Consider the following 23,437-nt stretch of genomic DNA (forward strand, 5'->3'; position numbering starts at 1 on the left):
TTCACGCATCGGGCGTAAAGTGTCGGGCGTTGCCATCGCTGAACACAGGTGCCTGATGTCCCCACGTCGTTCAACCCTGATCGCCCTGTTGGTGGCCGTCACGTTCTTTATGGAGAACCTCGACGCCACGGTGATCAGTACCGCGTTACCAGATCTGGCCAGAACATTTGGCGTTACCGCCGTGGACGTGAACATCGGCATGAGTGCCTACATGCTGGCGGTGGCGGTGTTCATTCCCCTCAGTGGCTGGTTGGCCGACCGCTTCGGCTCACGACGGGTTTTTAGCGTCGCCATCGTGCTGTTTAGCCTGTCGTCGTTGATGTGCGGCATGAGCGAAAGCCTCGAGACGTTCGTGATGGCGCGGGTGCTGCAAGGTATAAGCGGGGCGATGATGGTGCCGGTCGGGCGTTTGGCGGTGCTGCGCTCCACCGAGAAAAAAGATTTGGTACGGATGATTTCATTCATCACCTGGCCCGGTCTGGTGGCCCCGATACTTGGCCCGCCAGTGGGCGGCTTTATCGTCACTCACGCCTCATGGCCGTGGATTTTCTACCTCAACTTGCCCCTGGGCTTGCTCGCGCTGATCGGCGCTTTGGTGTTGATTCCCAAGGAACACGACGTCAGCGCCAGAACCTTTGATTTCAGTGGTTTTCTGCGGGTGGGAATCGCCAGCTCGGCGTTGTTGTATGGCGTGGAAATGCTTGGGCAAAACCGCGCCAATCTCCTGCCAGGCCTACTGCTGAGCGGTGCAGGCCTGTTGCTTGGGCTGTTTGCTTGGCGCCACATGCGCCAGCACGCGCAACCGTTGCTGGCGCTAGGCGTCATGAGCGTGCGCACCTTTAGTGTGAGCTTGCTCGGTGGGTCGATTTTTCGGGTGGCGATCAGCACCTTGCCTTTCTTGCTGCCGCTGATGTTTCAACTGGCGTTCGGCCTGTCGGCATTCGATGCGGGGCTGTTGGTGCTGGCGGTATTTGCCGGCAACCTGGCCATGAAACCGTTCACCACCCGGGTGATGCAGCGCTGGGGTTTTCGCCCGGTATTGATGGTCAATGGCATCCTCGGGGTGCTGGCGATTGCCGCCTGCGCCTTGCTGGATGAGCGCATGAGTTGGGCGTTGATCATGTTCATCCTGTTTGTGGGCGGCTTGTCTCGCTCAATGCAGTTCACTGTCTACAACACCCTGGGTTTTGCCGACGTGCCCAAAACCCAGATGAGCGATGCGTCCACCTTGTTCAGCATGTTCTTCCAATTGAGCATGGCGATGGGCGTGGCTATTGGTGCGTTGCTGCTGCGCTTTGCCATGAACCTCCATGGCAATGCGGGGCAGGCGCAAACGGTCGACTTTCAACTGACCTTCCTGTGTGTGGCAGTGATCGCAACCCTCGCGCTGCTGGACAACCTGCGGCTGCCACCCAAGGCTGGGGAGTCGGTGTTGCAGAGGGAGTAGGCGCGTGCTGTAGGACGAGCGGGCAACCCGCACCCACCTGCCTTTGACCATCGGTGCCCGGCCGCGCAGATCAGTCACTTGCTGTCTCCATCCGTTCTGGTCAATTGAGGCTCTGCGCGCCCATTTTGGCCACTTGGGCATCCTGCGCGGAGGTCACACCGGACACGCCAATCGCGCCGATCACCTGGCCGTCGAAAATGATCGGCACGCCACCTTCAAGGGAGGTCAGCAGCGGCGCCGACAAAAAGGCCTGGCGCCCGCCATTGACCATTTCTTCGTAGCCTTTGGACTCGCGCCGACCCAGGGCTGAGGTGCGGGCCTTTTCGGTGGCGATGTAGGCGCTGATCGGGGCGCAACCATCGAGTCGTTCAAGCGCCAAAGGGTGGCCACCGTCGTCGACGATCGCGATGCTGACTGCCCACTGATTGTGCTGAGCTTCAGCGCGAGCGGCGGCGAGGATTTGCTGGACTTCGGTCTGGCTCAGTACGGCTTTGCTTTTCATGGGGTTCTCCAGTCTTCAGTGGGTCTGTTCAGTGGGGTAATGCCGCTTCGACCAGCTCGATCCAGTGCAGCACTTGGGTTCGACCCGCACTGTTGAGGTGTGACTGACAGCCGATATTGGCCGTGACAATGATGTCAGGATCTCCGTTCTCCAGCGCGTTCAGTTTGTTGTCGCGCAGTTGCCGGGACAGTTCGGGTTGGGTCAATGAGTAGGTGCCTGCCGAGCCACAGCACAGATGGCTGTCGGCAACGCTTGTGAGGCTAAACCCCAGACGAGTCAAAATCGACTCCACCGCACCCCCAAGTTTTTGTGCGTGCTGCAAGGTGCACGGACAATGGAACGCCAGCCGCTGACTGGCGTGGGCGCCGAGTGTTTCCAGCGGCTCGTTGCGCAACACTTCAACCAGATCCTTGGCCAGCGCACTGACCGTTTTGGCCTTGTCGGCATACGCCGGATCGGTGCTGAGCAAGTGCCCGTATTCTTTGATAAAGGCGCCACAGCCACTGGCTGTTTGCACAATCGCTTCGGCGCCTTGTTCAATGCTTGGCCACCAGGCGTCGATGTTGCGTCGGGCCCGGTCAAGGCCCGCCGCCTGCGCGTCAAGGTGGTAATCCACGGCACCGCAACAACCGGCTTCACGGCTTGAGGTGACGCTGATCCCCAGTCGATCCAGCACCCGTGCGGTGGCTGCGTTGGTGTTGGGTGACAGGCTCGGTTGCACGCAGCCTTCGAGCATCAATACATGCCGGGCATGGCGGCGGGTGGGGCGTGCCTTGGCAGGCGGTACGGCGTGCGGCAATTTGGATTGCAAGGTGTTGGGCAGCAACGCGCGGAGCATCTGGCCACTGCCGACCAGCCCTTTGAACAGCCCAGCGCTGGGCACCACAGCGCGCAACCCCCCACGCAACAGGCGTTGGCCGAGAGGGCGCGTAACCGCCGCATCAACCACCGCCCGACCAATGTCTAGCAAATTGTGATAATCGACGCCCGAAGGGCAGGTGGTTTCGCAGTTGCGGCACGACAGGCAGCGGTCCAGATGCTGCTGGGTTTTTTGCGTGACTTCATTGCCCTCCAGCACTTGCTTGATCAGGTAAATACGGCCTCGCGGGCCGTCCAGCTCATCGCCAAGCAATTGGTAAGTCGGGCAGGTAGCATTGCAAAAACCGCAGTGCACGCACGAGCGCAGAATGCGCTCGGCTTCTTCGGCGCGTGGCAGCTGGCGGGCGTGTTGGCTCAGGGTGGTTTGCATGGCTCAAAGCTCCGCGTACAGGCGCCCGGGGTTGAAGATGCCCTTGGGATCGAGTTGTTGCTTAAGGTTGCGGTGGTAGCGCATCAGGGCGTCTGGCAACGGTTGGAACGGGCTGTCGATCAGGCCGTGTCGGTAGCAGGTCACGTGCCCGCCGACTGCTTCGACGACTCGGCGGATATAGGCTGCTTCGGCATCGGATTTGAGCCAGCGCTGAGCGCCGCCCCAATCAATCAATTGTTGCCCCGGCAGTGACAAAGGCGGGGTGTTGTTGGGCAAGGACAGGCGCCAAAGGGGCGGCTCTTGCTCAAAGAAACTCAAGCGTTGCTCATTCAGGTCAGCCCAGTACGAAGCGTCGAGCAACTCGCCGCCCAGTCGGTCATGGGCGGCGGCCACCGAACCTTCGCCCCCTTCAAGTCGCAGGTGCAGGCGCTGCCCATCGTGGCAGGCGGCGCTGATCGGCAGCGGCTGCTGGCCCCATTCTGCGAGGCGCAGCAGGGCGCGATCGGTGTCGATCTCCAGGCTGATGCTCAAGCACTGGCGCGGCTTGGGCAGGACTTTAAGCGACACTTCAGTGATGATGCCCAGCGCGCCATAACTGGCGGCCATCAAACGCGACAGGTCGTAACCCGCGACATTTTTTATCACCTCACCGCCAAAGCGCAAATGCTTGCCGTGGCCGGTGATCACGCGGGTCCCCAGTATGTAATCGCGAACGGCCCCGGCCCATGGGCGGCGTGGCCCGGACAGCCCGCTGGCGATCATACCGCCGACTGTGGCGCCAACCCCAAAGCCCGGCGGCTCGCAGGGCAGCATTTGTTGCGCGGCGTCCAGCACTTCGCGTAACTCGGTCAAGGGCGTGCCGCAACGGGCAGTGATCACCAGTTCGGTCGGGTCGTAGCTGACGATGCCCCGGTGGGCGCGGGTGTCGAGTACATCTGCGGCCACCGGGCGCCCCAGAAATGCCTTGCTGTTGGCGCCCTGAATACGCAGTGGCGTAGCGCTGTTAAGGGCCTGATTGACCTGCTCCAGCAGCGCAGTGCTGTTGTCGATATCGAGTGGGTTGCGCATCAGAAACGCTCCAGTTCAGGGAAGGGCATCTGACCCATGTGGACGTGCATCGCGCCAAACTCGGCGCAGCGGTGCAGGGTGGGGATGTTCTTGCCCGGATTGAGCAGCCCGCTGGGGTCAAACGCGGCTTTTACGGCATGAAACAGCGTTAACTCATCGCGATTAAACTGCGCGCACATCTGGTTGATTTTCTCGCGGCCCACGCCGTGTTCGCCAGTAATGCTGCCACCGACCTTGACGCACAACTCGAGGATCTTGGCGCCCAGTGCTTCGGCGCGATCCAGTTCGCCGGGTTGATTGGCATCGAACAGGATCAGCGGGTGCATGTTGCCGTCACCCGCGTGAAAAACGTTAGCCACGCGCAAGTCATATTCGGCGGACAAGGCGCTGATCGCGCGCAGTACGCCGGGCAGCTCGCGGCGTGGAATGGTGCCGTCCATGCAGTAATAGTCCGGCGAGAGGCGACCCACCGCAGGAAACGCATTTTTGCGCCCGGCCCAAAAACGCACGCGTTCGGCTTCATCGCGGGCCTGGCGAACCTCGGTGGCCCCGGCCCTTTCCAGCACCTGGCGTACGCGCTCGCAGTCATCGTGTACGTCAGCCTCAACGCCATCGAGCTCGCACAGCAAAATGGCTTCGGCCTCGACCGGATAGCCCGCGTGGATAAAGTCTTCGGCGGCGCGAATCGCCAGGTTATCCATCATCTCCAGCCCCCCCGGAATGATCCCGGCGCCAATAATGTCACCGACCGCACGCCCGGCCTTTTCGACGGAGTCAAACGCCGCCAGCAGTACCTTGGCGGTTTGTGGTTTGGGCAACAGTTTGACCGTGACTTCGGTGATGACCCCCAGCATGCCTTCGGAGCCGGTGAACAGCGCCAACAGGTCCAGCCCTGGCGAATCGAGGGCATCAGAGCCCAGGGTCAGGTGTTCGCCGTCGACGGTCAAAATGTCGACCTTGAGCACGTTGTGCACGGTCAGGCCGTATTTCAGGCAGTGCACACCTCCGGCGTTTTCGGCCACGTTGCCGCCAATTGAACAGGCAATCTGCGACGAAGGGTCCGGCGCGTAGTACAGACCGAGCGGCGCTGCGGCCTGGGAAATCGCCAGGTTGCGCACCCCCGGCTGAACCCGTGCGGTGCGTGCGGCCGGGTCGATGTCGAGGATGTTATTGAAGCGCGCCATCACCAGCAGCAGGCCTTTCTCCAGCGGCAATGCCCCCCCGGACAAGCCCGTGCCCGCGCCACGTGCGACCACCGGCACTTGGCGTTCATGGCACAGCCGCAGCACACTCTGGACCTGGTCGATGTGGTGCGGCAACACCACCAGCATGGGCGTGGTGCGATACGCCGAGAGGCCATCGCACTCGTAAGGCTTTAGCTCTTCGGGTTCATGCAGGATTTTCAGGTCCGGCACCTGCGTTTGCAGGGCCAGCAGCAGGGCGCTTTTGTCGACGGTGGGCAGAATCCCGTCAACGCGTTCGTCGTAGAGAATGTTCATAGGCGGTAGGCGACGCTCAGTTATTTTTATTAGAGGTCCGTTGCCGGATGCAGCTGACTTGCATCATTGGCCTGAGGCGTTCTACTGTCCATGGGTTATTAAACTGGTCGAACCAGTTTCTGACCTGCTGATTTTTTGTTTTTAATAAAAATAATCAATAAAACAACGGCTTGAGTTTGCATCTGAGTCGAACTGATACGGGTGGCCTGGCGGGTCATACCTGTTGGAGAGCTTCATGCAAAATGCAGAATCGACCCGCCAGCCGCAAGTGGCCGACGTGGTGAGCGAGCGCATTGAGCGCCTGATCGTAGATGGCGTTCTCAAGACTGGGCAAGTGCTGCCCTCGGAACGCCGTTTGACCGAAAAACTCGGTGTCTCGCGCACTGCGCTTCGTGAGGGGCTCAAGTTGCTGCGGGCTCGCGGCATCATCAACACCGAACAGGGCAAAGGGTCTTTTGTGGCCGACCTTTCAGGCCATGCGGGCGCGTCGCCACTGATGCACTTGTTCAACTCTCAGCCACGCACACTCTATGATCTGTTCGAGGTTCGCAGCCTGTTGGAAGGGGAGTCAGCGCGTCTGGCGGCATTGCGCGGCACTGACGCCGATTTTGTACTGATCACCCGCAGTTATCACGCCCTGCTTGCTGCTCACAGCCGATCGCTACCAGCGTGCGAGCATGCCCGCCTCGATCATGCCTTTCATCTGGCCATTTGCGAGGCCTCGCACAATCCGGTGCTGGTGCAAACCCTGCGTTCGCTGACCGACTTGCTGCTCAACACGGTGTTTGCCTCGGTCAACAACCTGTACCACCGCGAACCGCAGAAACGCCAAATCGACCGTCAGCATGCGCGGCTTTACAACGCCGTGACCGGACGCCTGCCGGAGCAGGCGCGTAAAGCCGCTATCGCGCACATCCAGAGCATTTGCGAAAACCTCAAAGAAATTGAAAACGAGGAGCAGCGACTGGTACGGGCTACGTTGCGACTTGAGGGGCGGACTTAGGCAACTTTGCCGCGGATCGTCAGCAGGCTTACGCCCAATCCGATAAACGAAACCCCAAACAAACGGTTAAGTGCTTTTGCGCGTCCAGGAGACGACAGGTAGCCCTTTAACGTTTGAGCCAGCAGGGCGTAAAACCCATGCGCGACAATTGAACAGCCGGCGAACGTGACAATCAGCACGGCCAGGTAGGTCATGCTGGAGTCACCGCCCTGAATGAACTGAGGCAGGAATGCGGCGAAGAAAAGAATGGCCTTGGGGTTGGTAATCGCCACCGAAAACCCTTTGCTGAACAGCTTCCAGGCCGACAGGCTTTGCGAGGTAGCTGCCTGCACGTTATCGAAAGCGCGATTACGGCTGCGCCATTGCTTAACGCCCAGGTAGATGAGGTAGCTGGCACCTGCGACTTTCAGCACCAAAAAGGCCGTGGCCGACGCTATTAGCAGCGCGCCCAGCCCGGCACTGGTTGCCGAGGCAATAATCAGCAGCCCGATCGCGTTGCCAAGCGAGCCGATCATGGCACGCAACGGGCCGTAGCTGACGGAATTGGACAGCGACATGATGACCGCGGGTCCAGGGGTGAGCGTCACGAGCAGGGCAATAAAGGTGAAGCTGAGCCAATCATTTATTGAAACCAACGGGAAAATCTCCGGAAGACTCAAGCAGCAGGGCAGGCAAGCCTCTCATAGTTTGCAAGACTGTCAATGCGAGTGAGCCGGGATTTTTTGTCTTCCGTGCCTCCAGGCCCATTTCATTGCCGCCGCGACGAAAGCCCACGTGGGGCAGGGCAAGGCGCGAGAAGCGTAGTTTGGTTGCTTCCAACAAGCTTTGAGTAACGCCGCTCTTCTGACTTGGGCTGGTCGATGATCTGGCGTCTGATGGCGGCCGTTGAAAACGGTTGCGCAGACCGTTTGCTGGTTACTCCAATCAGGGTCAAACCTGCCCGCTGATGATGGCATCGGCGATGGTTGCGCAAAACCAGCGCAACGCTGCTGAGCTGTCACTGTTGGGGTTCCAGTGCAGCGAGACATCGAACTCGGGCACCTGGAACGGCAGTTCCAGCATCTGCAAACCGCCCTCATTAATGAACAGTTTGGCTATTTGCGCGGGTAACACGGCCAGCAGATCTGTGCCCGGCAAGATCTTGGGCAGCACTGAAAAATGCGGCACATGCAGGCTGATCCGACGTTCTACATTCATGCTTTTCAAAACATCTTCAACACTGCCGTGGCCGGTGGTGCGCGTTACGGTGACGTGCCGTTCGGCAAGAAATTGCTCCAGGTTGAGGTGCCGCTTGATACGGGGATGGCTGGCACTCAGCAAGCAGGCGTAACGCTCGTTCATCAGCACTTGGTTGTGAGTGCCGGACACGGGATGACGGCATATGGCGGCATCGATCTTGGCGCTGGCCAGCCACTCACCTACTTGATCGACCTGCAGCGGCAAGACCTCGACTTCAGCCAACGGCGCGTCGCGGTTCAGGCGCGCCAGAATCAACGGTAAAAATCCCATCTCGCCAAGGTCGGAAAGGGCGATGCGAAAGCGGCGTTCAGTCGTGGCCGGGTCAAACTGGCGGGTGCTTTGCACTGCACCTTCGATGCGGGTCAGGCAATCACGCAATGTGGGGTACAACTGTTCGGCAACAAAGGTCGGCTGGATACCGTCTCGAGTGCGGCTGAACAGTTTGTCATCGAACAACTCGCGCAGGCGGGCCAAACCGTAGCTGACCGAAGGTTGAGTGACGAACAGGCGTTCGGCAGCCAAGGTCACGCTGCGGGCTTCGTACAGGGTGATGAAGGTGCGGATCAGGTTCAGGTCGATGTGGCTCATGGTGCCTCGCACTGCGGTATCGATATAGATAGTGCTTATTTTTGTTAGAGATAGTATCGATTTGATCAATTGCCTGACAGCTGCAAAAGTAACTCAACGTCTAAAAACAGCGGCAAGGGTCCCCATGAAAACTGTTCACTCTGCGTCCTACGACATTTTGCGCGAGCAAGGCCTGACCACCATTTTTGGTAATCCCGGTTCTAATGAGCTGCCATTTCTTAAAGGTTTTCCCGAAGACTTCACCTACATTCTCGGCCTGCACGAAGGCGCGGTGGTCGGCATGGCGGATGGCTTTGCCCTGGCCACGGGCAAACCAACCTTCGTGAACCTGCATGCGGCGGCCGGTACCGGCAACGGCATGGGCGCGCTAACCAATGCCTGGTACTCCCACAGCCCGCTGGTGATCACTGCTGGTCAGCAAGTGCGCTCAATGATCGGCGTCGAAGCGATGTTGGCTAACGTAGATGCCGCCCAGTTGCCCAAGCCTCTGGTGAAGTGGAGTCACGAACCGGCCTGTGCGCAAGACGTGCCACGGGCCTTGAGTCAGGCGATTCATATGGCCAGCATGGCCCCGCGCGGGCCGGTGTATGTGTCTATTCCTTACGATGACTGGGCCTGCGAAGCCCCGCCTGGGGTCGAGCATTTGGCGCGGCGCCAGGTGATCAGCGCTGGCCTGCCCTCAACGGCACAGTTGCAGCAACTGGCTCAGCGCCTGTCGTCAGCACGTAGCCCGGTGCTGGTGCTTGGACCGGATGTGGATGGCAGTTGCAGCAATGCCTTGGCCGTGCAATTGGCCGAAAAGCTGCGAATGCCTGCGTGGGTTGCACCTTCGGCGTCGCGGTGCCCTTTCCCGACGCGTCATCCGTGCTTCAGGGGCGTGTTGCCAGCGGCAATTGCCGGTATCAGTCGTATCTTGGCCGAGCATGATTTGATTTTAGTGGTGGGCGCGCCGGTGTTTCGTTACCACCAATTCGCCCCCGGCGATTACCTGCCAGCCGGTACTGAGCTGGTGCATATCACCTGTGATCCGGGTGAAGCGGCGCGCGCACCCATGGGCGATGCGCTGGTGGCTGATATTGCCCTGACCCTAGAAGCATTGGTGGACACTGTTCACACCAGTACCCGAGCGATGCCAGAGGCGTTGCCACGCCCGCAGACAGTGGTCGAGGAGGGTGGCTTGCTGCGCCCCGAAACCGTGTTCGATCTGATCGATCAACTGGCGCCTAAAGATGCCATCTACGTCAAAGAATCTACCTCCACAGTGGGGGCGTTTTGGCAGCGAGTCGAAATGCGTGAGCCGGGCAGTTACTTCTTTCCGGCGGCCGGTGGCTTGGGTTTTGGCCTACCCGCGGCGGTCGGTGTGCAGTTGGCAACCCCCGAGCGACGCGTCGTGGGAATCATTGGTGACGGTTCGGCCAACTATGGCATTACGGCCCTGTGGACCGCTGCGCAGTACGGCATCCCCGTGGTCTTTATCATCCTTAAAAATGGCACGTACGGCGCCTTGCGCTGGTTTGCCGATGTACTGAACGTGAGCGACGCGCCGGGGCTGGATGTGCCAGGTCTGGATTTTTGCGCGATTGCTCAGGGCTACGGCGTACACGCTGTGCAGGCTAATACCGCGCAGCAGTTTGCGCAGGCATTGCGTGAAGCCCTGGCGGGGCAGCGCCCGGTCTTGATCGAGGTGCCGACGCTTACCATCGAACCCTGAGGCTTGGCGTCAGGCCCGGGCACGATGCTGCTGAACAGGCCTGACGCGGCACTACAACAACAATAAAAAAGAGGTGGTTATGAACAAGACTTCCGTCAGCGAAGTGATCGACGCTGCGCCTTTTAATCGCACCCATTTGCTGATTCTGATGTGGGGCTGCTTCATCATGCTGTTCGATGGCTACGACATGGTGATCTACGGCTCGGTCGTGCCGCAGCTGATGCAGGAATGGCAACTCACCGCGATTGAAGCCGGGACCTTGGGCAGTTGCGCGCTGTTCGGCATGTTGTTTGGCGGTACTCTGCTCGCACCTTTGGCCGACCGCTTCGGGCGCCGCAAGCTGATTATCCTCACCACCTTGTTGGCCAGTCTGGCGGCGTTTCTCACGGGGCATGCGACCACCCCATTCGAGCTGGGCGCTTGCCGTCTGGTCACCGGATTGGCCTTGGGCGCACTGGTGCCGAGTGCCATTAACCTGATCAGCGAATTCGCTCCCGAAGGGCGGCGCAGCACCATGATCACCGTGATGTCGAGCTTCTACTCGGTAGGCGCGGTGCTTTCGGCGTTGCTGGCGATTGCGGTGATCCCGCAGTGGGGCTGGCAGGCGGTGTTCTACGTGGCGGTACTGCCTGTGCTGGCGGTGCCTTTTATGTGGCGCTACCTGCCTGAGTCGGCGGCGTTTCTGGCGCTCAAGGGGCGGCGAGGTGAACTCGACCAACTGCTGGTCAAAGTCGATCCTGCCTACCGCCCGGGCACTGAGTTGAGCTTGCCGGTCAGTGACAAACAGACCCGTGGTGCGCGTTTACCGCAGTTGTTCAGCAAGGGCCAGGCACTGGCAACCTTGCTGCTGTGGGTGGCATTTGCGATGTGCATGCTGATGAGCTACGGGCTTAACACCTGGCTGCCCAAGCTCATGGCCCACGGTGGCTATCCGTTAGGGTCGAGTCTGGCGTTTCTGGTCACCCTCAACATTGGGGCCACCTTTGGCGCGCTGTTCGGCGGCTGGCTGGCCGACCGTCTGGGTGTGCAACGCACGTTGGCACTGTTTTTCGTGTTGGCCGCACTGTCACTGGCCGCGCTCGGCCTCAAACCTGGCCCGGTGCTGCTCAACGTCCTGTTACTGATCGCTGGCGCCACCACCATCGGCACTCTGGCGGTGATCCATGCTTACGCGTCCATTTCATACCCGGCGCATATTCGTTCTACCGGGGTGGGCTGGGCGGCCGGCATTGGCCGGCTTGGCGCGATTGCCGGGCCGATGCTGGGTGGCAGCCTGTTGGCCCTTGAGTTGCCATTCCAACAGAACTTTCTGGCGTTCGCGCTGCCCGGAGTTATAGGTGCCCTGGCGATCGTGTGCATTCAGGTTCGTCCCCAGCCTTCCATTGGCCAGCCCGAAGTGGCAGCCAAAAACAGCCACTGAATCTTTTCAAGGAGCATGACATGACCCATTACAGCGACTTTCATCTGCAACCGATTGCTGGAGAGTGGCGCAGCGGCGCAGGCGGTAAAACGCTGCGAGTGACGAACCCGTTCGACGACACGTGTGTGCTGGAGATTGCCCAAGCCAACCGCGAGGACTTGGATGCGGCCTACCGCAAGGCCGCCGACGTGCAGCCGCAGTGGGCGGCACTCGGTCCGTCAGCACGGGCGGCGGTATTGCATCGGGTGGTTGCGGTGTTCGACCAGCGGCGTGAAGAAATCATCGACTGGCTGATCCGCGAGTCCGGCAGTACCCGGCTCAAAGCACAGTTGGAGTGGGGCGCTGCGCGCGCCATCGCTCTGGAGTCAGCGTCGTTTCCGGCCCGTGTCCATGGGCGCATTGTGGAGTCCGATGTGCCGGGCAAAGAAAGCCGGGTTTATCGCAGCGCCCTCGGCGTGGTCGGGGTCATCAGTCCATGGAATTTCCCCCTGCATCTGACTCAGCGCTCCATTGCACCGGCGCTGGCGTTGGGCAATGCCGTGGTGATCAAACCGGCCAGCGATACCCCAGTGTGTGGTGGTCTTTTGCTGGCGCGGATCTTCGAAGAAGCCGGGTTGCCCGCCGGGGTGCTGAGCGTGGTCGTCGGGGCGGGCAGTGAGATTGGTGATGCCTTTGTCGAACATCCGGTGCCGTCGCTCATCACCTTTACCGGATCGACCCCGGTAGGCCGAGGTATCGGCGCTATCGCCAGTGGCGGGGAGCACCTCAAACACGTGGCTTTGGAGCTGGGCGGCAACAGCCCCTTTGTGATCTTGGCGGATGCGGACCTTGAGCAAGCAGTGAATGCGGCGGTGTTTGGCAAGTTTTTGCATCAGGGCCAGATCTGCATGGCGGTCAATCGCATCATCATCGACGACCGCCTGTATTCGGCGTTTGCCGAGCGTTTTGTGGCGCGGGTCAAGGGGCTCAAGGTCGGAGACCCGAACGCGCAAGACACGGTGATTGGCCCTGTGATCAACGCCCGTCAACTACAGGGGCTGCATGAAAAAATCCAGCTGGCCCGTACGCAGGGCGCTGAGCCGCTTTACGAGGGCCCCTGCCATGGCAACGTGCTGGCACCGCATGTGTATGGCGAAGTGACGGTCGACATGGACTTGGCGCGCAACGAAATTTTTGGCCCACTGGTGGGGCTAATCCGCGCACGTGACGAGGCCCATGCCCTGGAGCTGGCTAACGCCAGTGAATTCGGCCTTTCGAGTGCGGTGTTCAGCACCAACCTGGAGCGTGCGGTGAACTTTGCTCGGCAGGTTCGAGCAGGCATGACTCACGTTAACGACATCGCGGTTAACGACGAAGCCAACGCTCCGTTTGGCGGAGAGAAGAACTCGGGCCTGGGTCGTTTCAATGGCGACTGGGCCATCGACGAATTCACCCGTGATCACTGGATCAGCGTGCAACACACGCCGCGTCAATACCCGTTTTGACGCGCTAGCTGACTGATTGACGCCCGGCCACGCCGGGCCTTTTTTGCAACCTTTCCCAGGCGGGCCGTTAGGGCCTGCCGGCAATGGCTGACAAGCCATCTGCGCCAATAGCGCCGACGCCCATGCTCTGGCGAGGCAGCATTATCTTTTGCTAGGCTGTGTGGCAATCGCAAAGGGAGTGCTTGAAGAATGGAACTGAAATCACCAGACAAAAATATTCGAATCGTCGGCTGCGCGGGGATTGTTGCGGGGCTGGGGATGATCGTTGCCGGGCATGCCAGTTTTGGCACCAGTCTTCTAGGGGGCGGGCTGCTGTTTCTGGCCTTGCCTTTATTTAGAACAGCGGGCAAAAAATAAGGATTTTCTACCCGCTGCGCAGTGGGCTAAACGGTCAGGCGGTCACGAGTCGGCGTGCCCTGATCCCGCCGATCACCACGGCGCCAATCGCAGCACCCCCCCGTAACCGAACAGCGGATACACCTGGCCCACCAAGCTCATCACCACCCTCAGCAAACCCACTATTGCGCCACCCATGATCGCCAGTATCAGCACCCCGGCAACGATGTGGTACGACACCTACAGCAAGACCCCCAGCAACCGATGACTGGCCCCGGATTCCTGCTGGCTGGCCATTGGGTTCAGCTCATCGAAGCTTTGATCGCGGGTGGCCACGCCATACAGCGCCACCCCACCAGCCCCCACCCGTGTACTGGGTGTCGACATCGCCCAGTTGTTTAGCTCCGACCGCGAGCAGGGCGAAGGGGGCAACCCACAGTGCTCAGCACCGCGCTTGATAACGCAACGGGTTCACGGTGGTGATGACCGAGTAGGTATTTTCGATGTGCGATGTAAGCGTTCGGTTTTTCCTGCGACAGGAAACTATTTGACATATTTGATTTGTGATCACATATTGAGGGCCATAAGAACGACAACTCAGGTTTGACTCATGACACACGGCCCAGTACCGCTCCCAGCTTTGCGCCAGGTTTCTCGCGATACCCTGCAAGATCAGGTGTACCGGCAAATCCGCGAAGCCTTGATGAGTGGCCGCTTTCAGCCGGGCCAAAAGCTGACCATCCGTGGTCTGGCCGAAGCCCTCGGCTCCAGTCCCATGCCCGTACGTGAAGCCCTGCAACGCCTCAGCGCCGAAAACGCCTTTGAAGTCACTGAAACTTCGCGTCTTCGCGTTCGCCTGATGACGGTCGAGCGCCTGCGCGAAATTCGTGATGCACGGGTTGCTCTCGAAGGCTTGTTGGCCGAGAAGGCAGTTCTGCTGCTGGAAAAAAACGACCTCGCTGAAATTTCCGATCTGTGCCAGCAAATGCAAGCCGCGGCAGATCAAGTGGATGTATCCCGTTATCTGTGGACCAACTTCGCTTTTCACCGCCGCATCTATGCAGTGGCCCGAGCCGAGTTGACCATGGCTGCCGTGGAAAATTTCTGGCTGCACATGGGCCCCTGTTTTGCCCTGGTCGCCCCCGATAAAGCTCACCTGCAGCGCTCGATGGAAGCCCACACCCGCATCGTTGAGGCGTTGACCGCCCGCGATGGCGCCGGTGCTCGCGCCGCAGTGACCGATGACATCATGCAGGCCGCCGATTCACTGGCGCGTCTGCTCGTCAAGAACGGCCCTTCGCGGTCGTCTGTTTCTGGAGGAAAACGTGCATGAGTGTCTTACAACGGTTGCAGCCTTATCCCGGCTTACGTGTCCTGATTTCTGGTGGGGCTGCCGGGATCGGTGAAGTATTGGCGGCGGCTTATCTGGAGGCCGGTGCTCAGGTGCATGTGTGCGATGTGAGCGAGCCTGCCTTGGCGGCGTTCCGCGATAAATATCCGGGCACGGTTGCTACCCGTGCCGATGTCAGTGACGCGGCGCAGATCGAGGCGGTTTTCAAGGTTCAGCGTGAGCATTTTGGTGGCCTCGATGTACTGGTGAATAACGCCGGGATCGCCGGGCCTACCGGGGGGATTGACGCCATCAGCGATGCTGACTGGCAGGCCACCATCAATATCAACCTCACGGCGCAATATCGCTTCGCGCACCATGCTGTGCCGTTACTCAAAGAGTCGCCACATGGCCATTTGCTGCATATCGCGTCGGTGGCGGGTCGTCTCGGCTATGCCTGGCGCACGCCTTATGCGGCCACCAAATGGGCAATTATCGGCCTCATGAAGTCGCTGGCATCGGAGTTGGGCGAAAGTGATATTCGGGTCAACGCCTTGTTGCCCGGCATTGTCGAAGGGCCACGCATGGACGGCGTGATCCGCGCCCGCGCCGAGCAGGTCGGCGTGCCAGAAGCCGAGATGCGCCAGCAATACCTCAACAAAATTTCCCTTAAACGCATGGTCAGCGCCGAAGACGTGGCGGCTATGGCGTTGTTCCTCTGTTCACCCGCCGCGCGCAATGTGACCGGCCAGGCAATCAGTGTCGACGGTAACGTCGAGTACCTGTAAGCCGCTGATGTAATACCCGGCGCTGGTCGCCAACGACGCACACACCGAAACACCCGGGATTTTTTTTCATAAGAATAAAAGTCGGAGAATCGTCATGTCCAAAAAACGTCCTGTCATCATCACCTGCGCCGTTACCGGGGCTATCCACACGCCTTCGATGTCGCCGTATCTGCCTATTACCGCACAAGAAATTGCCGATGCTGCGATTGGGGCTGCCGAAGCCGGCGCCGCGATTGTCCATTTGCATGCCCGTGACCCTATCGACGGTCGTCCCAGCCAGGACCCGGCGCTGTTTGCTGAGTTTCTACCGCAGATCAAGGCGGCCAGCGACGTCGTGATCAACCTCACCACCGGCGGCGCGCCGACCATGGGCGTCGAGGAACGCCTGCAACCGGTGCTGCAATTCCAGCCCGAGCTGGCTTCGCTGAACATGGGCTCGATGAACTTCGGCCTGTACGAAATGCTCAATCGCTTTACCGAGTTCAAGCACGATTGGGAGCGCCCGTATCTGGAAGAGAGCGACGACCGAATCTTCCGTAATACCTTCCGCGACATTGCCCACATTCTTAATTCATGCGCGGCAAACCGCACCCGGTTTGAAGTCGAGTGCTATGACATTGGCCACCTCTACACCGCCGCCCACTTCATGGAGCGCGGACTGATCAAACCGCCGCTGTTTATCCAGTCGGTCTTTGGCCTGCGAGGCGGCATTGGCGGCCACCCTGAAGACTTGGCCCACATGCGTCGCACCGCTGACCGCCTGTTTGGCGAAGATTACGTATGGTCGATCCTGGGTGCCGGACGCGGACAAATCCCACTGGCAACCATGGGCCTTTCAATGGGCAGCAACGCCCGGGTCGGGCTTGAGGACTCGCTGTGGGATGGCCCCGGCAAACTCGCAGCCTCCAATGCCGATCAGGTACGGCGTATCCGAACGGTGATTGAGGCGTTAGGCGGGCGGGTGGCAACCCCGGACGAAGCGCGAGAGATTCTTGATCTCAAGGGCCGTTACAACGTCAATTTCTAAGCCGCGAGCAGGCCGCGTCACCGCGCGGCCATGCCCATCCCGCACAACAACAAAAAAGGGATAACACCATGCGTAGTCAAGCCGCACCCCGCGATGAGCGAGTGCTGAACAAACTGATGTTCGTCAAATTGATGCCGTTGTTGATTGCCGCTTACGTATTGAGCTTTCTCGATCGCACCAACATTGCCCTGGCCAAGCACCAGTTGGACGTTGACCTGGGTATTTCTGCGGCGGCTTATGGCCTGGGTGCGGGGCTGTTTTTCCTGACCTATTCACTGTCGGAAATACCCAGCAACCTGATCATGCACAAGGTCGGCGCGCGCTTCTGGATCGCCCGGATCATGGTGACCTGGGGGCTGATCTCGGCGGCGATGGCCTTTGTTCAGGGTGAGACTTCGTTCTATGTCTTGCGCCTGTTGCTGGGCATTGCCGAAGCGGGTCTGTTCCCCGGTGTGATGTTGTACCTGACCTATTGGTTCAACCGTGAACAACGGGCGCGAGCGACCGGTTACTTTCTGCTGGGTGTGTGCTTTGCCAACATCATTGGCGGCCCGCTGGGCGCGGCATTGATGCGCATGGACGGCATGCTGGGCTGGCACGGCTGGCAGTGGATGTTCATGCTCGAAGGCCTGCCAGCTGTGGCGTTTGCCTGGGTCGTCTGGCGCAAATTGCCAGACCGTCCAAGCAAGGCACCGTGGCTCTCGGCCGAAGAGGCACAGGGCATTGAACAGCGCATTGCGCGAGAAACTGAAGAGGGGGCGGGCAAGGGTGGACACTCGATCAAACAGTGCCTGACGCCGCAGATCTTGCTGGCCATTTTTGTCTATTTTTGCCATCAGATTACGGTCTACACGGTGATCTTCTTTCTGCCGAGTATCATCAGCCGCTACGGCGAAATGAGCACCATGAGCGTTGGGTTGCTGACCTCCTTGCCGTGGATAGCAGCGGCAGTGGGTGCGGTGTTCTTGCCGCGTTATGCAACCACCGCGCGAGGAGCCCGGAGTATGTTGGTCGCAGGTTTGCTGACCATGGCGGCAGGGCTAGGCATTGCCGCGGTGTCCGGGCCGGTGTTCAGCCTGATGGGTTTCTGCCTGTCGGCGGTGATGTTCTTCGTGGTGCAGTCGATCATCTTTCTGTATCCGGCTTCACGGCTCAAAGGCGTGGCATTGGCCGGTGGCCTGGGCTTCGTCAACGCGTGCGGACTGCTGGGCGGGTTTGTCGGGCCGTCGGTCATGGGCGCCATTGAAATGAGCACCGGCAATGCCATGAATGGTTTGAAAGTGATCGCCGTGGTGCTGGTGGTAGCCGCATTGGCGGCGCTGCGCTTGCGTCAGGGGCAAGAGTCGGCAAGGCCCAAAAGCGTCGCGGGTCAACCTGCCACAGAAGGCGCGTAACGCGAAAACAGACCCAGCAGGAACGAGCTTGCTCGCGATCTTCTGATCTTTAAAAGATCAGAAGATCGCTCCTACCGTGGGTCGTGTGCAGTTGTTAAGTGAAGGATGGAGGGTTAACGAGGCGTTCGGCCTTCAACCGGATGACCCGGGTGTATAGCCCAGCGCTCAGGTGTTCCTGAATGCGCTGGGCCACCACCAGCGACTCAGGCCGCCATTCGGTTTCCAGCACGCGCTTGTTGCTGCGCCCAACCCGCGAGTCGGCGTCCGGCTTTACATCGGGCTGGTCCTTGCCCGTCAGCACACCACGGGCCAACGGGCTGTAGGTGACAACGCCAAGACCGAAATGATTGGCCGCCGGGATCTGCTCCGCTTCGGCGGTGCGCCAGCCACGGAAGTTCGAGACCCCGAAATGTCCCAGTTTGCCTTGCTTGATTAAGTCGACGATGGCACGTACGCCTTCACCCAGTGGCGCGGCGAGTAGCCTGGATTGAAGTGCGAGAGCGCTACCGGCAACGGTGGGTGTAAACCATCACGCGTCGCTGAGGTCTGGGCCTCGCAGGGGAACTCGATAGCCGAGGTGTTGAGAGCGTCCTTGCCGCAGGCGTGCAGCCAAGTAATATAGCGCTTTGGTTGTGCCTGTCTGGAGGGGTGAAATGCTGTTTGTTGTCATGTTGGGGGGCAAGCATCCCAGAGCCAAAATCGAAGTGCATGACGTGGTGTTTGCCATTGCTGACAGCCTGGAAGCGGCCTATCCACAGCTGCGGGAAGGCTGGTTTGGCAACCCTTCAGGTTTGCATATCGATTCATGGATGCGCGTTGACGGCGTCGAACGCTGGAAAGTCGAACTGAGCCCACTGGCCCCTGCGCCCGGCACGCCGCGTTTGTACTTCATCAACCTTGGCGGCTATGAAGCGCATGCTTTCGGCGAGGCGCATCATTATGTGCTGGTGGTTGCCAACGACACGCGTCAAGCCAAGTCCAAGGGCAAGCAACACATGCTGGCGCACTGGAAACAGTCCCACACCGACGCACTGATGGATGTGGATGACTGCTTACCGATTGATCAGGTCGGTGGACGCTACATCCATCTGGTCGAGGGTGCGCATCAGGGTGTGATCCAGAATAACGATTACATTGTGATCCCGCGTTAACCCACCAAGGCCCACTCAATGTTCAGACGCCGAGTCATGACTTTGGACGATTATGATCAGTTGATCGAACGGCTGAAGTGCACAAGCCTGTATTCGCGCGCCTCGCGGCAGTCTTTTTACCGCTGTTATTGACGGCATGCAGTCAGCACATGACTTCCACGCAGAACCTGCAGGGCTAACCACTCATCGCGCAGCAGGCGGTTTCGACCGGTAGCCTGAAATACACCGGCAAAGATCAGGGCCAGCCGTTTTCATTGCTCATTGTCCCAGGGCCTTGCACTGCGTCGATGTCGGGCCAGGTGTTCAGTTACACCTCTACCTGGATCTGTGCGGGTGAGGGCTACGCGGGGTGTGCTGCCAGCGCCGGCTGACGTCCCATCGCGCTGGTGTTCGATGCACGGGGGGCGGCCATGAGCGATTTTCTGGCGGTTCAGGCATAAAAAACCCGGCGTGACCCAGAGTTAGCCTCTGTGCCGCGCCGGGTGTGTTGCCAGCTCGCATGCAGATGTCGTGGATCCGTACGCGAGCTGTTTGAACCTTTTTAGTCGCGTTCGATTGCCAGGGCCACGCCCTGACCGCCGCCGATGCACAAGGTGGCGAGGCCTTTCTTGGCGTCACGCTTGATCATTTCGTGCAGCAATGTCACCAGCACGCGGCAACCTGATGCTCCAATCGGGTGGCCCAAGGCAATGGCGCCGCCATTGACGTTGACCTTGTCCATGTCCCATTCCAGCTCTGTGCTCACCGCCAGTGCTTGCGCTGCGAAGGCTTCGTTGGCTTCGATCAGGTCCAGGTCGCCGAGGCTCCAGCCGGCTTTTTTCAAGCAGGTGCGGGTTGCCGAAACGGGGCCGATACCCATGATTGCCGGGTCGACACCGGCGTTGGCGTAACCGGCGATTCGGGCCAACACTGGCAGGCCCAGGGCTTTGGCCTTGTCGGCGCTCATCAGCACCACGGCGGCGGCGCCGTCATTAAGGGTGGAGGAGTTGCCAGCAGTGACGCTACCGTCTTTTTTGAAGGCCGGCTTGAGTTTGCTCAAGGACTCGGCGGTGATGCCGTCACGCGGTTGTTCGTCGACCTTGAATGTCACTGGGTCGCCTTTGCGCTGGGGAATCAGGATCGGGGTGATTTCGTCAGCAAAACGACCGGCTTCGATGGCCGCCATGGCTTTCTGTTGCGAGGCGGCGGCGAAGGCGTCCTGCTGTTCACGGGTCAGGTGGTATTTGTCCACCAGGTTCTCGGCCGTGATACCCATGTGGTAGTCATTGAATGCGTCCATCAAGCCGTCGTGCAACATGCTGTCGAGCAGTTTGGCGTTGCCCATGCGCAAACCCGTACGGGCGGCTGGCAGCACGTACGGCGCCAGGCTCATGCTTTCCATGCCACCGGCGATAATCACCTCGGCATCGCCGCAACGAATCGCCTGGGTCGCCAGATGCAGCGCCTTGAGGCCCGAACCGCACAGTTTGTTCAAGGTCAGTGCCGGTACGGCGTGAGGCAGGCCGGCGAGGATCGACGCTTGACGCGCGGGGTTCTGCCCGCACCCTGCGGTCAGCACCTGACCCAGGATCACTTCATCAATCTGCTCGCCCTTGAGGCCGGTTTTTTCCAGCAGTTGACGAATGACCGCGGCGCCGAGTTCCGTCGCTGGAATGTTGGCCAGCGAGCCCTGAAAACTGCCAACGGCTGTGCGCGTGGCGGCGACAATGACGACTTCTTGCATCACATTTCTCCTTTAAAAGTGGCGGTTCAGGCGAATTGCATTTCCGGAACGTGGTCTGGAACGATCAACTTGCCGGCAGTTTTGCTGACGATTTCTTCAACGCTGACGCCGGGCGCCCGCTCTTTGAGGATGAACGCGCCGTCCTCGATTTCCAGATAGGCCAGATCGGTCAGCACACGCTTGATACACCCGGCGCCGGTCAACGGCAAGCTGCAACGCGACAGCAGTTTCGACTCGCCATCTTTGGAGGCGTGGGTCATGGTGACGATGATGTTCTCGGCGCCGGCCACCAGATCCATCGCGCCGCCCATGCCCTTGACCAGTTTGCCGGGGATCATCCAGGAGGCGATGTTGCCATGCACATCGACTTCAAACGCGCCGAGCACGGTGAGGTCAATGTGGCCGCCGCGAATCATTGCGAATGACTCGGCGGAAGAGAAAATCGACGCGCCAGTGCGGGCGGTGACGGTTTGCTTGCCAGCGTTGATCATGTCGGCGTCAGCTTCGCCCACACGCGGAAAAGGCCCCATGCCGAGCAGACCGTTTTCCGATTGCAGCATGACTTCCATGCCTTCAGGGATGTAGTTGGCGACCAGGGTCGGGATGCCGATGCCGAGGTTCACATAGAAGCCGTCTTGCATTTCGCGGGCGACGCGCTGAGCCATTTGTTCGCGGGTAAGAGCCATTATTGTTCTCCGTGCTCTGAATCAAGAGCTTAAGGCGGGTGGCAGGGGATCAAGGGCGCTCAGTGAGCTGTTCGATACGTTTTTCAAACGTGCCGCAAATGATCCGGTCGACGTAGATGCCAGGGGTGTGGATCTGCGCCGGGTCCAACTCGCCGGGCTCGACAATTTCTTCGACTTCAACCACGGTGATCTTGCCCGCTGTGGCCGCCAGCGGGTTGAAGTTCTGCGCGGTGTGGCGGTAGATCACGTTACCGAAATGGTCGGCTTTCCAGCCTTTGACGATGGCGAAGTCACCCGTGATGGATTCTTCCATCAGGTAGGTACGGCCTTTGAATTCGCGGGTTTCCTTGCCTTCTGCCACGGGCGTACCCACACCCGTAGCGGTAAAGAACGCCGGGATGCCTGCACCGCCGGCGCGCATTTTTTCGGCCAGCGTGCCTTGCGGGGTGAGCACGACTTCAATTTCGCCGCTGAGCAACTGCTTTTCGAAGAGCGCGTTTTCACCGACATACGAGGCGACGACTTTGCTGATCTGGCGGTCTTCGAGCAGGATGCCCAGGCCAAATCCATCCACGCCACAGTTGTTCGACACCACAGTCAAGTCGCGGGTGCCTTTGCGTTTGATCTCGTTGATCAGATTTTCCGGGATCCCGCACAGGCCGAAGCCGCCCGAAATCACAGTCATGCCATCTTCAAGCCCGGCCAGCGCTTCCTCGTAGGACGCGACGCGTTTATCAAAACCTGCCATATGCACCTCTTTTATTCTTGGAGAGTGGTGGTTAGCCGTATGCAGCGAGTGTCACTCCGCTGGATTGATTTGTTAAGTTGATTTTTAAGGTTGATTAATAGATAAATCGAAACAATTTAACGGGAGACCCTGCCCATGACCGTGAAACAGATTCGCGCTTTTTTGGCGGTAGCGCAAAGCCTGAGCTTCGCCGTGGCCTGCGAGCGCCTGCATTTATCGCAGTCGGCCTTGAGCCTGACCATCAAGGCATTGGAAGAAGGCCTGGGCGGGCGCTTGTTTACCCGCACCACGCGCAACGTCGCACTGACCCCGGAAGGTGAGGCGTTGCTGCCTCGGGCCCGGCGATTGGTGGCTGACTGGGACAACGTTGACGATGAAATGCGTCAATTGTTCACGTTGCAGCGTGGCCGCGTGACATTGGCGGCAATTCCCTCGTTTGCCTGCAACCTGTTGCCGCCCATCCTCAAAAATTTTCGCGTGCGCTACCCCAAACTCAATGTCACGGTTAATGACGTGATCAACGAGCAAGTGCTGGAAATGGTCCGTGAGCGGCAGGTGGAGTTGGGTGTAGCGTTTGAGCCAGCACCGGGTTCGTCACTGACCTTTACTGCGCTGTACATGGACCGTTTTGTAGCCGTGGTGCCAGCCGACTCTGGGTTGGCGGGGCTTTCGATCATCGACTGGAAAACGCTGCTCGAACAGCCATTCATTACGCTGCAACGGCCGTCTGCGGTGCGCGTGCTGCTGGAAGAGCACTTGCAGGCGCGGCACATGAAATTGCCGGTGGAATTCGAGAGTCATCAATTGGCCACCGTCGGGCGCATGGTCGCCAGCGGGCTGGGGGTGAGCGTGGTTCCGGCCTTGTGCGTCAGACAGATGCGCGAATTGGGGGCGCATTGCATCACCTTGCACGAACCGATAGTGGAGCGGGCAATGGGCGTGCTGACTAAACCGGGGCATGAGTTATCGGCGGCAGCGCAGGCCATGTTTGATAGCCTGCAGGATGAGTGGCGTGTGATCGTGTAGGGGCGAGCTTGTGTGTTT

At 59.7% G+C, this 23,437-nt stretch carries 23 protein-coding genes and 1 pseudogene; 12 read left to right on the forward strand and 12 right to left on the reverse strand.

Annotated elements, in window-relative coordinates; all coding sequences use genetic code 11:
* The first annotated feature begins 55 nt into the window (after positions 1-55).
* Positions 56-1,447 (forward strand): MFS transporter, encoded by a 1,392-nt coding sequence (locus ACIQYF_RS14955; protein ID WP_402863019.1) that lies wholly within the window; start codon positions 56-58, stop codon positions 1,445-1,447.
* Between the two features lie 100 nt (positions 1,448-1,547).
* Here ACIQYF_RS14955 and ACIQYF_RS14960 read toward each other — a convergent pair whose 3' ends face one another.
* Genes ACIQYF_RS14960 through glcD form a run of 4 tightly spaced genes read right to left on the reverse strand, consistent with a single transcriptional unit; the run spans position 1,548 to position 5,765 of the window.
* Positions 1,548-1,949, reverse strand: a complete 402-nt coding sequence (locus tag ACIQYF_RS14960; RefSeq protein ID WP_402863022.1) for a heme-binding protein — start codon at positions 1,947-1,949, stop codon at positions 1,548-1,550.
* Between the two features lie 28 nt (positions 1,950-1,977).
* Entirely contained in the window at positions 1,978-3,198 is a 1,221-nt protein-coding gene (glcF, locus tag ACIQYF_RS14965; RefSeq protein ID WP_402863025.1) for a glycolate oxidase subunit GlcF, read from the reverse strand.
* A gap of 3 nt (positions 3,199-3,201) precedes the next feature.
* A complete protein-coding gene (gene glcE, locus ACIQYF_RS14970; RefSeq protein ID WP_402863028.1) occupies positions 3,202-4,266 on the reverse strand; it encodes a glycolate oxidase subunit GlcE in 1,065 nt (354 codons plus the stop codon).
* Positions 4,266-5,765, reverse strand: coding sequence for a glycolate oxidase subunit GlcD (gene glcD / locus ACIQYF_RS14975; RefSeq protein ID WP_402863031.1), 1,500 nt, complete (start codon positions 5,763-5,765; stop codon positions 4,266-4,268). The genes glcE and glcD overlap by 1 nt, the downstream gene beginning before the upstream one ends.
* A 235-nt stretch (positions 5,766-6,000) precedes the next feature.
* Here glcD and glcC point away from each other — a divergent pair, with 235 nt between their 5' ends.
* Positions 6,001-6,768 carry a transcriptional regulator GlcC gene (gene glcC, locus ACIQYF_RS14980; RefSeq protein ID WP_402863034.1) on the forward strand — a complete coding sequence of 256 codons (768 nt, stop codon included), beginning with the start codon at positions 6,001-6,003 and terminating at the stop codon, positions 6,766-6,768.
* Here glcC and ACIQYF_RS14985 read toward each other — a convergent pair.
* Both ACIQYF_RS14985 and ACIQYF_RS14990 read right to left on the reverse strand, forming a co-directional pair.
* Positions 6,765-7,403, reverse strand: coding sequence for a LysE family translocator (locus ACIQYF_RS14985; RefSeq protein WP_402863037.1), 639 nt, complete (start codon positions 7,401-7,403; stop codon positions 6,765-6,767). The genes glcC and ACIQYF_RS14985 overlap by 4 nt on opposite strands.
* A 295-nt stretch (positions 7,404-7,698) precedes the next feature.
* A complete protein-coding gene (locus ACIQYF_RS14990) occupies positions 7,699-8,595 on the reverse strand; it encodes a LysR family transcriptional regulator (RefSeq protein WP_402863040.1) in 897 nt (298 codons plus the stop codon).
* Between the two features lie 124 nt (positions 8,596-8,719).
* On the opposite strand from ACIQYF_RS14990, the gene mdlC reads away from it, so the two are divergent.
* The 4 genes from mdlC (at position 8,720) to ACIQYF_RS15010 (ending at position 13,567) form a co-directional block, all read left to right on the forward strand.
* The gene (mdlC, locus tag ACIQYF_RS14995; RefSeq protein ID WP_402863043.1) at positions 8,720-10,306 is read left to right on the forward strand and encodes a benzoylformate decarboxylase; all 1,587 of its coding nucleotides are present in this window, start codon (positions 8,720-8,722) and stop codon (positions 10,304-10,306) included.
* A 79-nt stretch (positions 10,307-10,385) separates the two neighbouring features.
* Entirely contained in the window at positions 10,386-11,726 is a 1,341-nt protein-coding gene (locus tag ACIQYF_RS15000) for an MFS transporter (protein ID WP_402863046.1), read from the forward strand.
* A 20-nt stretch (positions 11,727-11,746) separates the two neighbouring features.
* Entirely contained in the window at positions 11,747-13,210 is a 1,464-nt protein-coding gene (locus tag ACIQYF_RS15005) for an aldehyde dehydrogenase family protein (RefSeq protein WP_402863049.1), read from the forward strand.
* Between the two features lie 189 nt (positions 13,211-13,399).
* The gene (locus tag ACIQYF_RS15010) at positions 13,400-13,567 is read left to right on the forward strand and encodes a hypothetical protein (RefSeq protein ID WP_402863052.1); all 168 of its coding nucleotides are present in this window, start codon (positions 13,400-13,402) and stop codon (positions 13,565-13,567) included.
* Positions 13,568-13,639: 72 nt separating this feature from the next.
* Here ACIQYF_RS15010 and ACIQYF_RS15015 read toward each other — a convergent pair whose 3' ends face one another.
* Together ACIQYF_RS15015 and ACIQYF_RS15020 are read right to left on the reverse strand one after the other, a co-directional pair.
* Positions 13,640-13,786: a hypothetical protein gene (locus ACIQYF_RS15015; RefSeq protein WP_402863055.1), complete on the reverse strand. Its 147-nt coding sequence runs from the start codon at positions 13,784-13,786 to the stop codon at positions 13,640-13,642.
* The gene (locus tag ACIQYF_RS15020) at positions 13,787-13,933 is read right to left on the reverse strand and encodes a hypothetical protein (protein ID WP_402863058.1); all 147 of its coding nucleotides are present in this window, start codon (positions 13,931-13,933) and stop codon (positions 13,787-13,789) included.
* Positions 13,934-14,156: 223 nt separating this feature from the next.
* On the opposite strand from ACIQYF_RS15020, the gene ACIQYF_RS15025 reads away from it, so the two are divergent.
* From ACIQYF_RS15025 to ACIQYF_RS15040, 4 genes are all read left to right on the forward strand, one after another.
* Positions 14,157-14,879, forward strand: a complete 723-nt coding sequence (locus ACIQYF_RS15025; protein ID WP_402863061.1) for a GntR family transcriptional regulator — start codon at positions 14,157-14,159, stop codon at positions 14,877-14,879.
* Entirely contained in the window at positions 14,876-15,664 is a 789-nt protein-coding gene (locus ACIQYF_RS15030; RefSeq protein WP_402863064.1) for an SDR family oxidoreductase, read from the forward strand. The genes ACIQYF_RS15025 and ACIQYF_RS15030 overlap by 4 nt, the downstream gene beginning before the upstream one ends.
* Positions 15,665-15,758: 94 nt before the next feature.
* Positions 15,759-16,691, forward strand: a complete 933-nt coding sequence (locus ACIQYF_RS15035; RefSeq protein ID WP_402863067.1) for a 3-keto-5-aminohexanoate cleavage protein — start codon at positions 15,759-15,761, stop codon at positions 16,689-16,691.
* Positions 16,692-16,759: 68 nt separating this feature from the next.
* A complete protein-coding gene (locus ACIQYF_RS15040; RefSeq protein ID WP_402863070.1) occupies positions 16,760-18,085 on the forward strand; it encodes an MFS transporter in 1,326 nt (441 codons plus the stop codon).
* 166 nt (positions 18,086-18,251) lie between these two features.
* Here the strand turns inward: ACIQYF_RS15040 and ACIQYF_RS15045 are convergent.
* Positions 18,252-18,554, reverse strand: a pseudogene (locus tag ACIQYF_RS15045) (aldo/keto reductase); the annotation flags it as partial.
* A 184-nt stretch (positions 18,555-18,738) separates the two neighbouring features.
* Between ACIQYF_RS15045 and ACIQYF_RS15050 the strand changes: the two are divergent.
* Complete coding sequence (locus ACIQYF_RS15050) at positions 18,739-19,236, forward strand: DUF1543 domain-containing protein (RefSeq protein WP_402863073.1); 498 nt, start codon at positions 18,739-18,741, stop codon at positions 19,234-19,236.
* 541 nt (positions 19,237-19,777) lie between these two features.
* On the opposite strand, the gene ACIQYF_RS15055 is transcribed toward ACIQYF_RS15050, so the two are convergent.
* The 3 genes from ACIQYF_RS15055 to ACIQYF_RS15065 are packed head-to-tail and all read right to left on the reverse strand — an operon-like array spanning position 19,778 to position 22,393.
* Positions 19,778-20,959, reverse strand: coding sequence for an acetyl-CoA C-acetyltransferase (locus ACIQYF_RS15055; RefSeq protein WP_402863076.1), 1,182 nt, complete (start codon positions 20,957-20,959; stop codon positions 19,778-19,780).
* A 26-nt stretch (positions 20,960-20,985) separates the two neighbouring features.
* Positions 20,986-21,645, reverse strand: a complete 660-nt coding sequence (locus ACIQYF_RS15060) for a CoA transferase subunit B (protein WP_402863079.1) — start codon at positions 21,643-21,645, stop codon at positions 20,986-20,988.
* A gap of 49 nt (positions 21,646-21,694) precedes the next feature.
* Positions 21,695-22,393 (reverse strand): CoA transferase subunit A, encoded by a 699-nt coding sequence (locus tag ACIQYF_RS15065; protein WP_402863082.1) that lies wholly within the window; start codon positions 22,391-22,393, stop codon positions 21,695-21,697.
* Positions 22,394-22,528: 135 nt separating this feature from the next.
* Here ACIQYF_RS15065 and ACIQYF_RS15070 point away from each other — a divergent pair, with 135 nt between their 5' ends.
* Positions 22,529-23,419: a LysR substrate-binding domain-containing protein gene (locus ACIQYF_RS15070; RefSeq protein WP_402863085.1), complete on the forward strand. Its 891-nt coding sequence runs from the start codon at positions 22,529-22,531 to the stop codon at positions 23,417-23,419.
* The last annotated feature ends 18 nt before the right edge of the window (positions 23,420-23,437 follow it).

It is taken from the genome of Pseudomonas sp. NPDC096917, assembly GCF_044762555.1.
Classification (GTDB): domain Bacteria; phylum Pseudomonadota; class Gammaproteobacteria; order Pseudomonadales; family Pseudomonadaceae; genus Aquipseudomonas.

Excerpts from the sequence above, each read along its gene's own strand:
- ACIQYF_RS15035 (WP_402863067.1), top strand. The coding sequence starts at position 15,759 with ATGTCCAAAAAACGTCCTGTCATCATCACCTGCGCCGTTACCGGGGCT.
- mdlC (WP_402863043.1), top strand. The coding sequence starts at position 8,720 with ATGAAAACTGTTCACTCTGCGTCCTACGACATTTTGCGCGAGCAAGGC.
- ACIQYF_RS15025 (WP_402863061.1), top strand. The coding sequence starts at position 14,157 with ATGACACACGGCCCAGTACCGCTCCCAGCTTTGCGCCAGGTTTCTCGC.
- glcD (WP_402863031.1), bottom strand. The coding sequence starts at position 5,765 with ATGAACATTCTCTACGACGAACGCGTTGACGGGATTCTGCCCACCGTC.
- glcC (WP_402863034.1), top strand. The coding sequence starts at position 6,001 with ATGCAAAATGCAGAATCGACCCGCCAGCCGCAAGTGGCCGACGTGGTG.
- ACIQYF_RS15000 (WP_402863046.1), top strand. The coding sequence starts at position 10,386 with ATGAACAAGACTTCCGTCAGCGAAGTGATCGACGCTGCGCCTTTTAAT.
- ACIQYF_RS15030 (WP_402863064.1), top strand. The coding sequence starts at position 14,876 with ATGAGTGTCTTACAACGGTTGCAGCCTTATCCCGGCTTACGTGTCCTG.
- ACIQYF_RS15060 (WP_402863079.1), bottom strand. The coding sequence starts at position 21,645 with ATGGCTCTTACCCGCGAACAAATGGCTCAGCGCGTCGCCCGCGAAATG.
- ACIQYF_RS14955 (WP_402863019.1), top strand. The coding sequence starts at position 56 with ATGTCCCCACGTCGTTCAACCCTGATCGCCCTGTTGGTGGCCGTCACG.
- ACIQYF_RS15010 (WP_402863052.1), top strand. The coding sequence starts at position 13,400 with ATGGAACTGAAATCACCAGACAAAAATATTCGAATCGTCGGCTGCGCG.
- ACIQYF_RS15065 (WP_402863082.1), bottom strand. The coding sequence starts at position 22,393 with ATGGCAGGTTTTGATAAACGCGTCGCGTCCTACGAGGAAGCGCTGGCC.
- ACIQYF_RS15070 (WP_402863085.1), top strand. The coding sequence starts at position 22,529 with ATGACCGTGAAACAGATTCGCGCTTTTTTGGCGGTAGCGCAAAGCCTG.
- ACIQYF_RS15050 (WP_402863073.1), top strand. The coding sequence starts at position 18,739 with ATGCTGTTTGTTGTCATGTTGGGGGGCAAGCATCCCAGAGCCAAAATC.
- glcF (WP_402863025.1), bottom strand. The coding sequence starts at position 3,198 with ATGCAAACCACCCTGAGCCAACACGCCCGCCAGCTGCCACGCGCCGAA.
- glcE (WP_402863028.1), bottom strand. The coding sequence starts at position 4,266 with ATGCGCAACCCACTCGATATCGACAACAGCACTGCGCTGCTGGAGCAG.
- ACIQYF_RS15020 (WP_402863058.1), bottom strand. The coding sequence starts at position 13,933 with ATGTCGACACCCAGTACACGGGTGGGGGCTGGTGGGGTGGCGCTGTAT.
- ACIQYF_RS14960 (WP_402863022.1), bottom strand. The coding sequence starts at position 1,949 with ATGAAAAGCAAAGCCGTACTGAGCCAGACCGAAGTCCAGCAAATCCTC.
- ACIQYF_RS15040 (WP_402863070.1), top strand. The coding sequence starts at position 16,760 with ATGCGTAGTCAAGCCGCACCCCGCGATGAGCGAGTGCTGAACAAACTG.
- ACIQYF_RS15055 (WP_402863076.1), bottom strand. The coding sequence starts at position 20,959 with ATGCAAGAAGTCGTCATTGTCGCCGCCACGCGCACAGCCGTTGGCAGT.
- ACIQYF_RS15005 (WP_402863049.1), top strand. The coding sequence starts at position 11,747 with ATGACCCATTACAGCGACTTTCATCTGCAACCGATTGCTGGAGAGTGG.
- ACIQYF_RS14990 (WP_402863040.1), bottom strand. The coding sequence starts at position 8,595 with ATGAGCCACATCGACCTGAACCTGATCCGCACCTTCATCACCCTGTAC.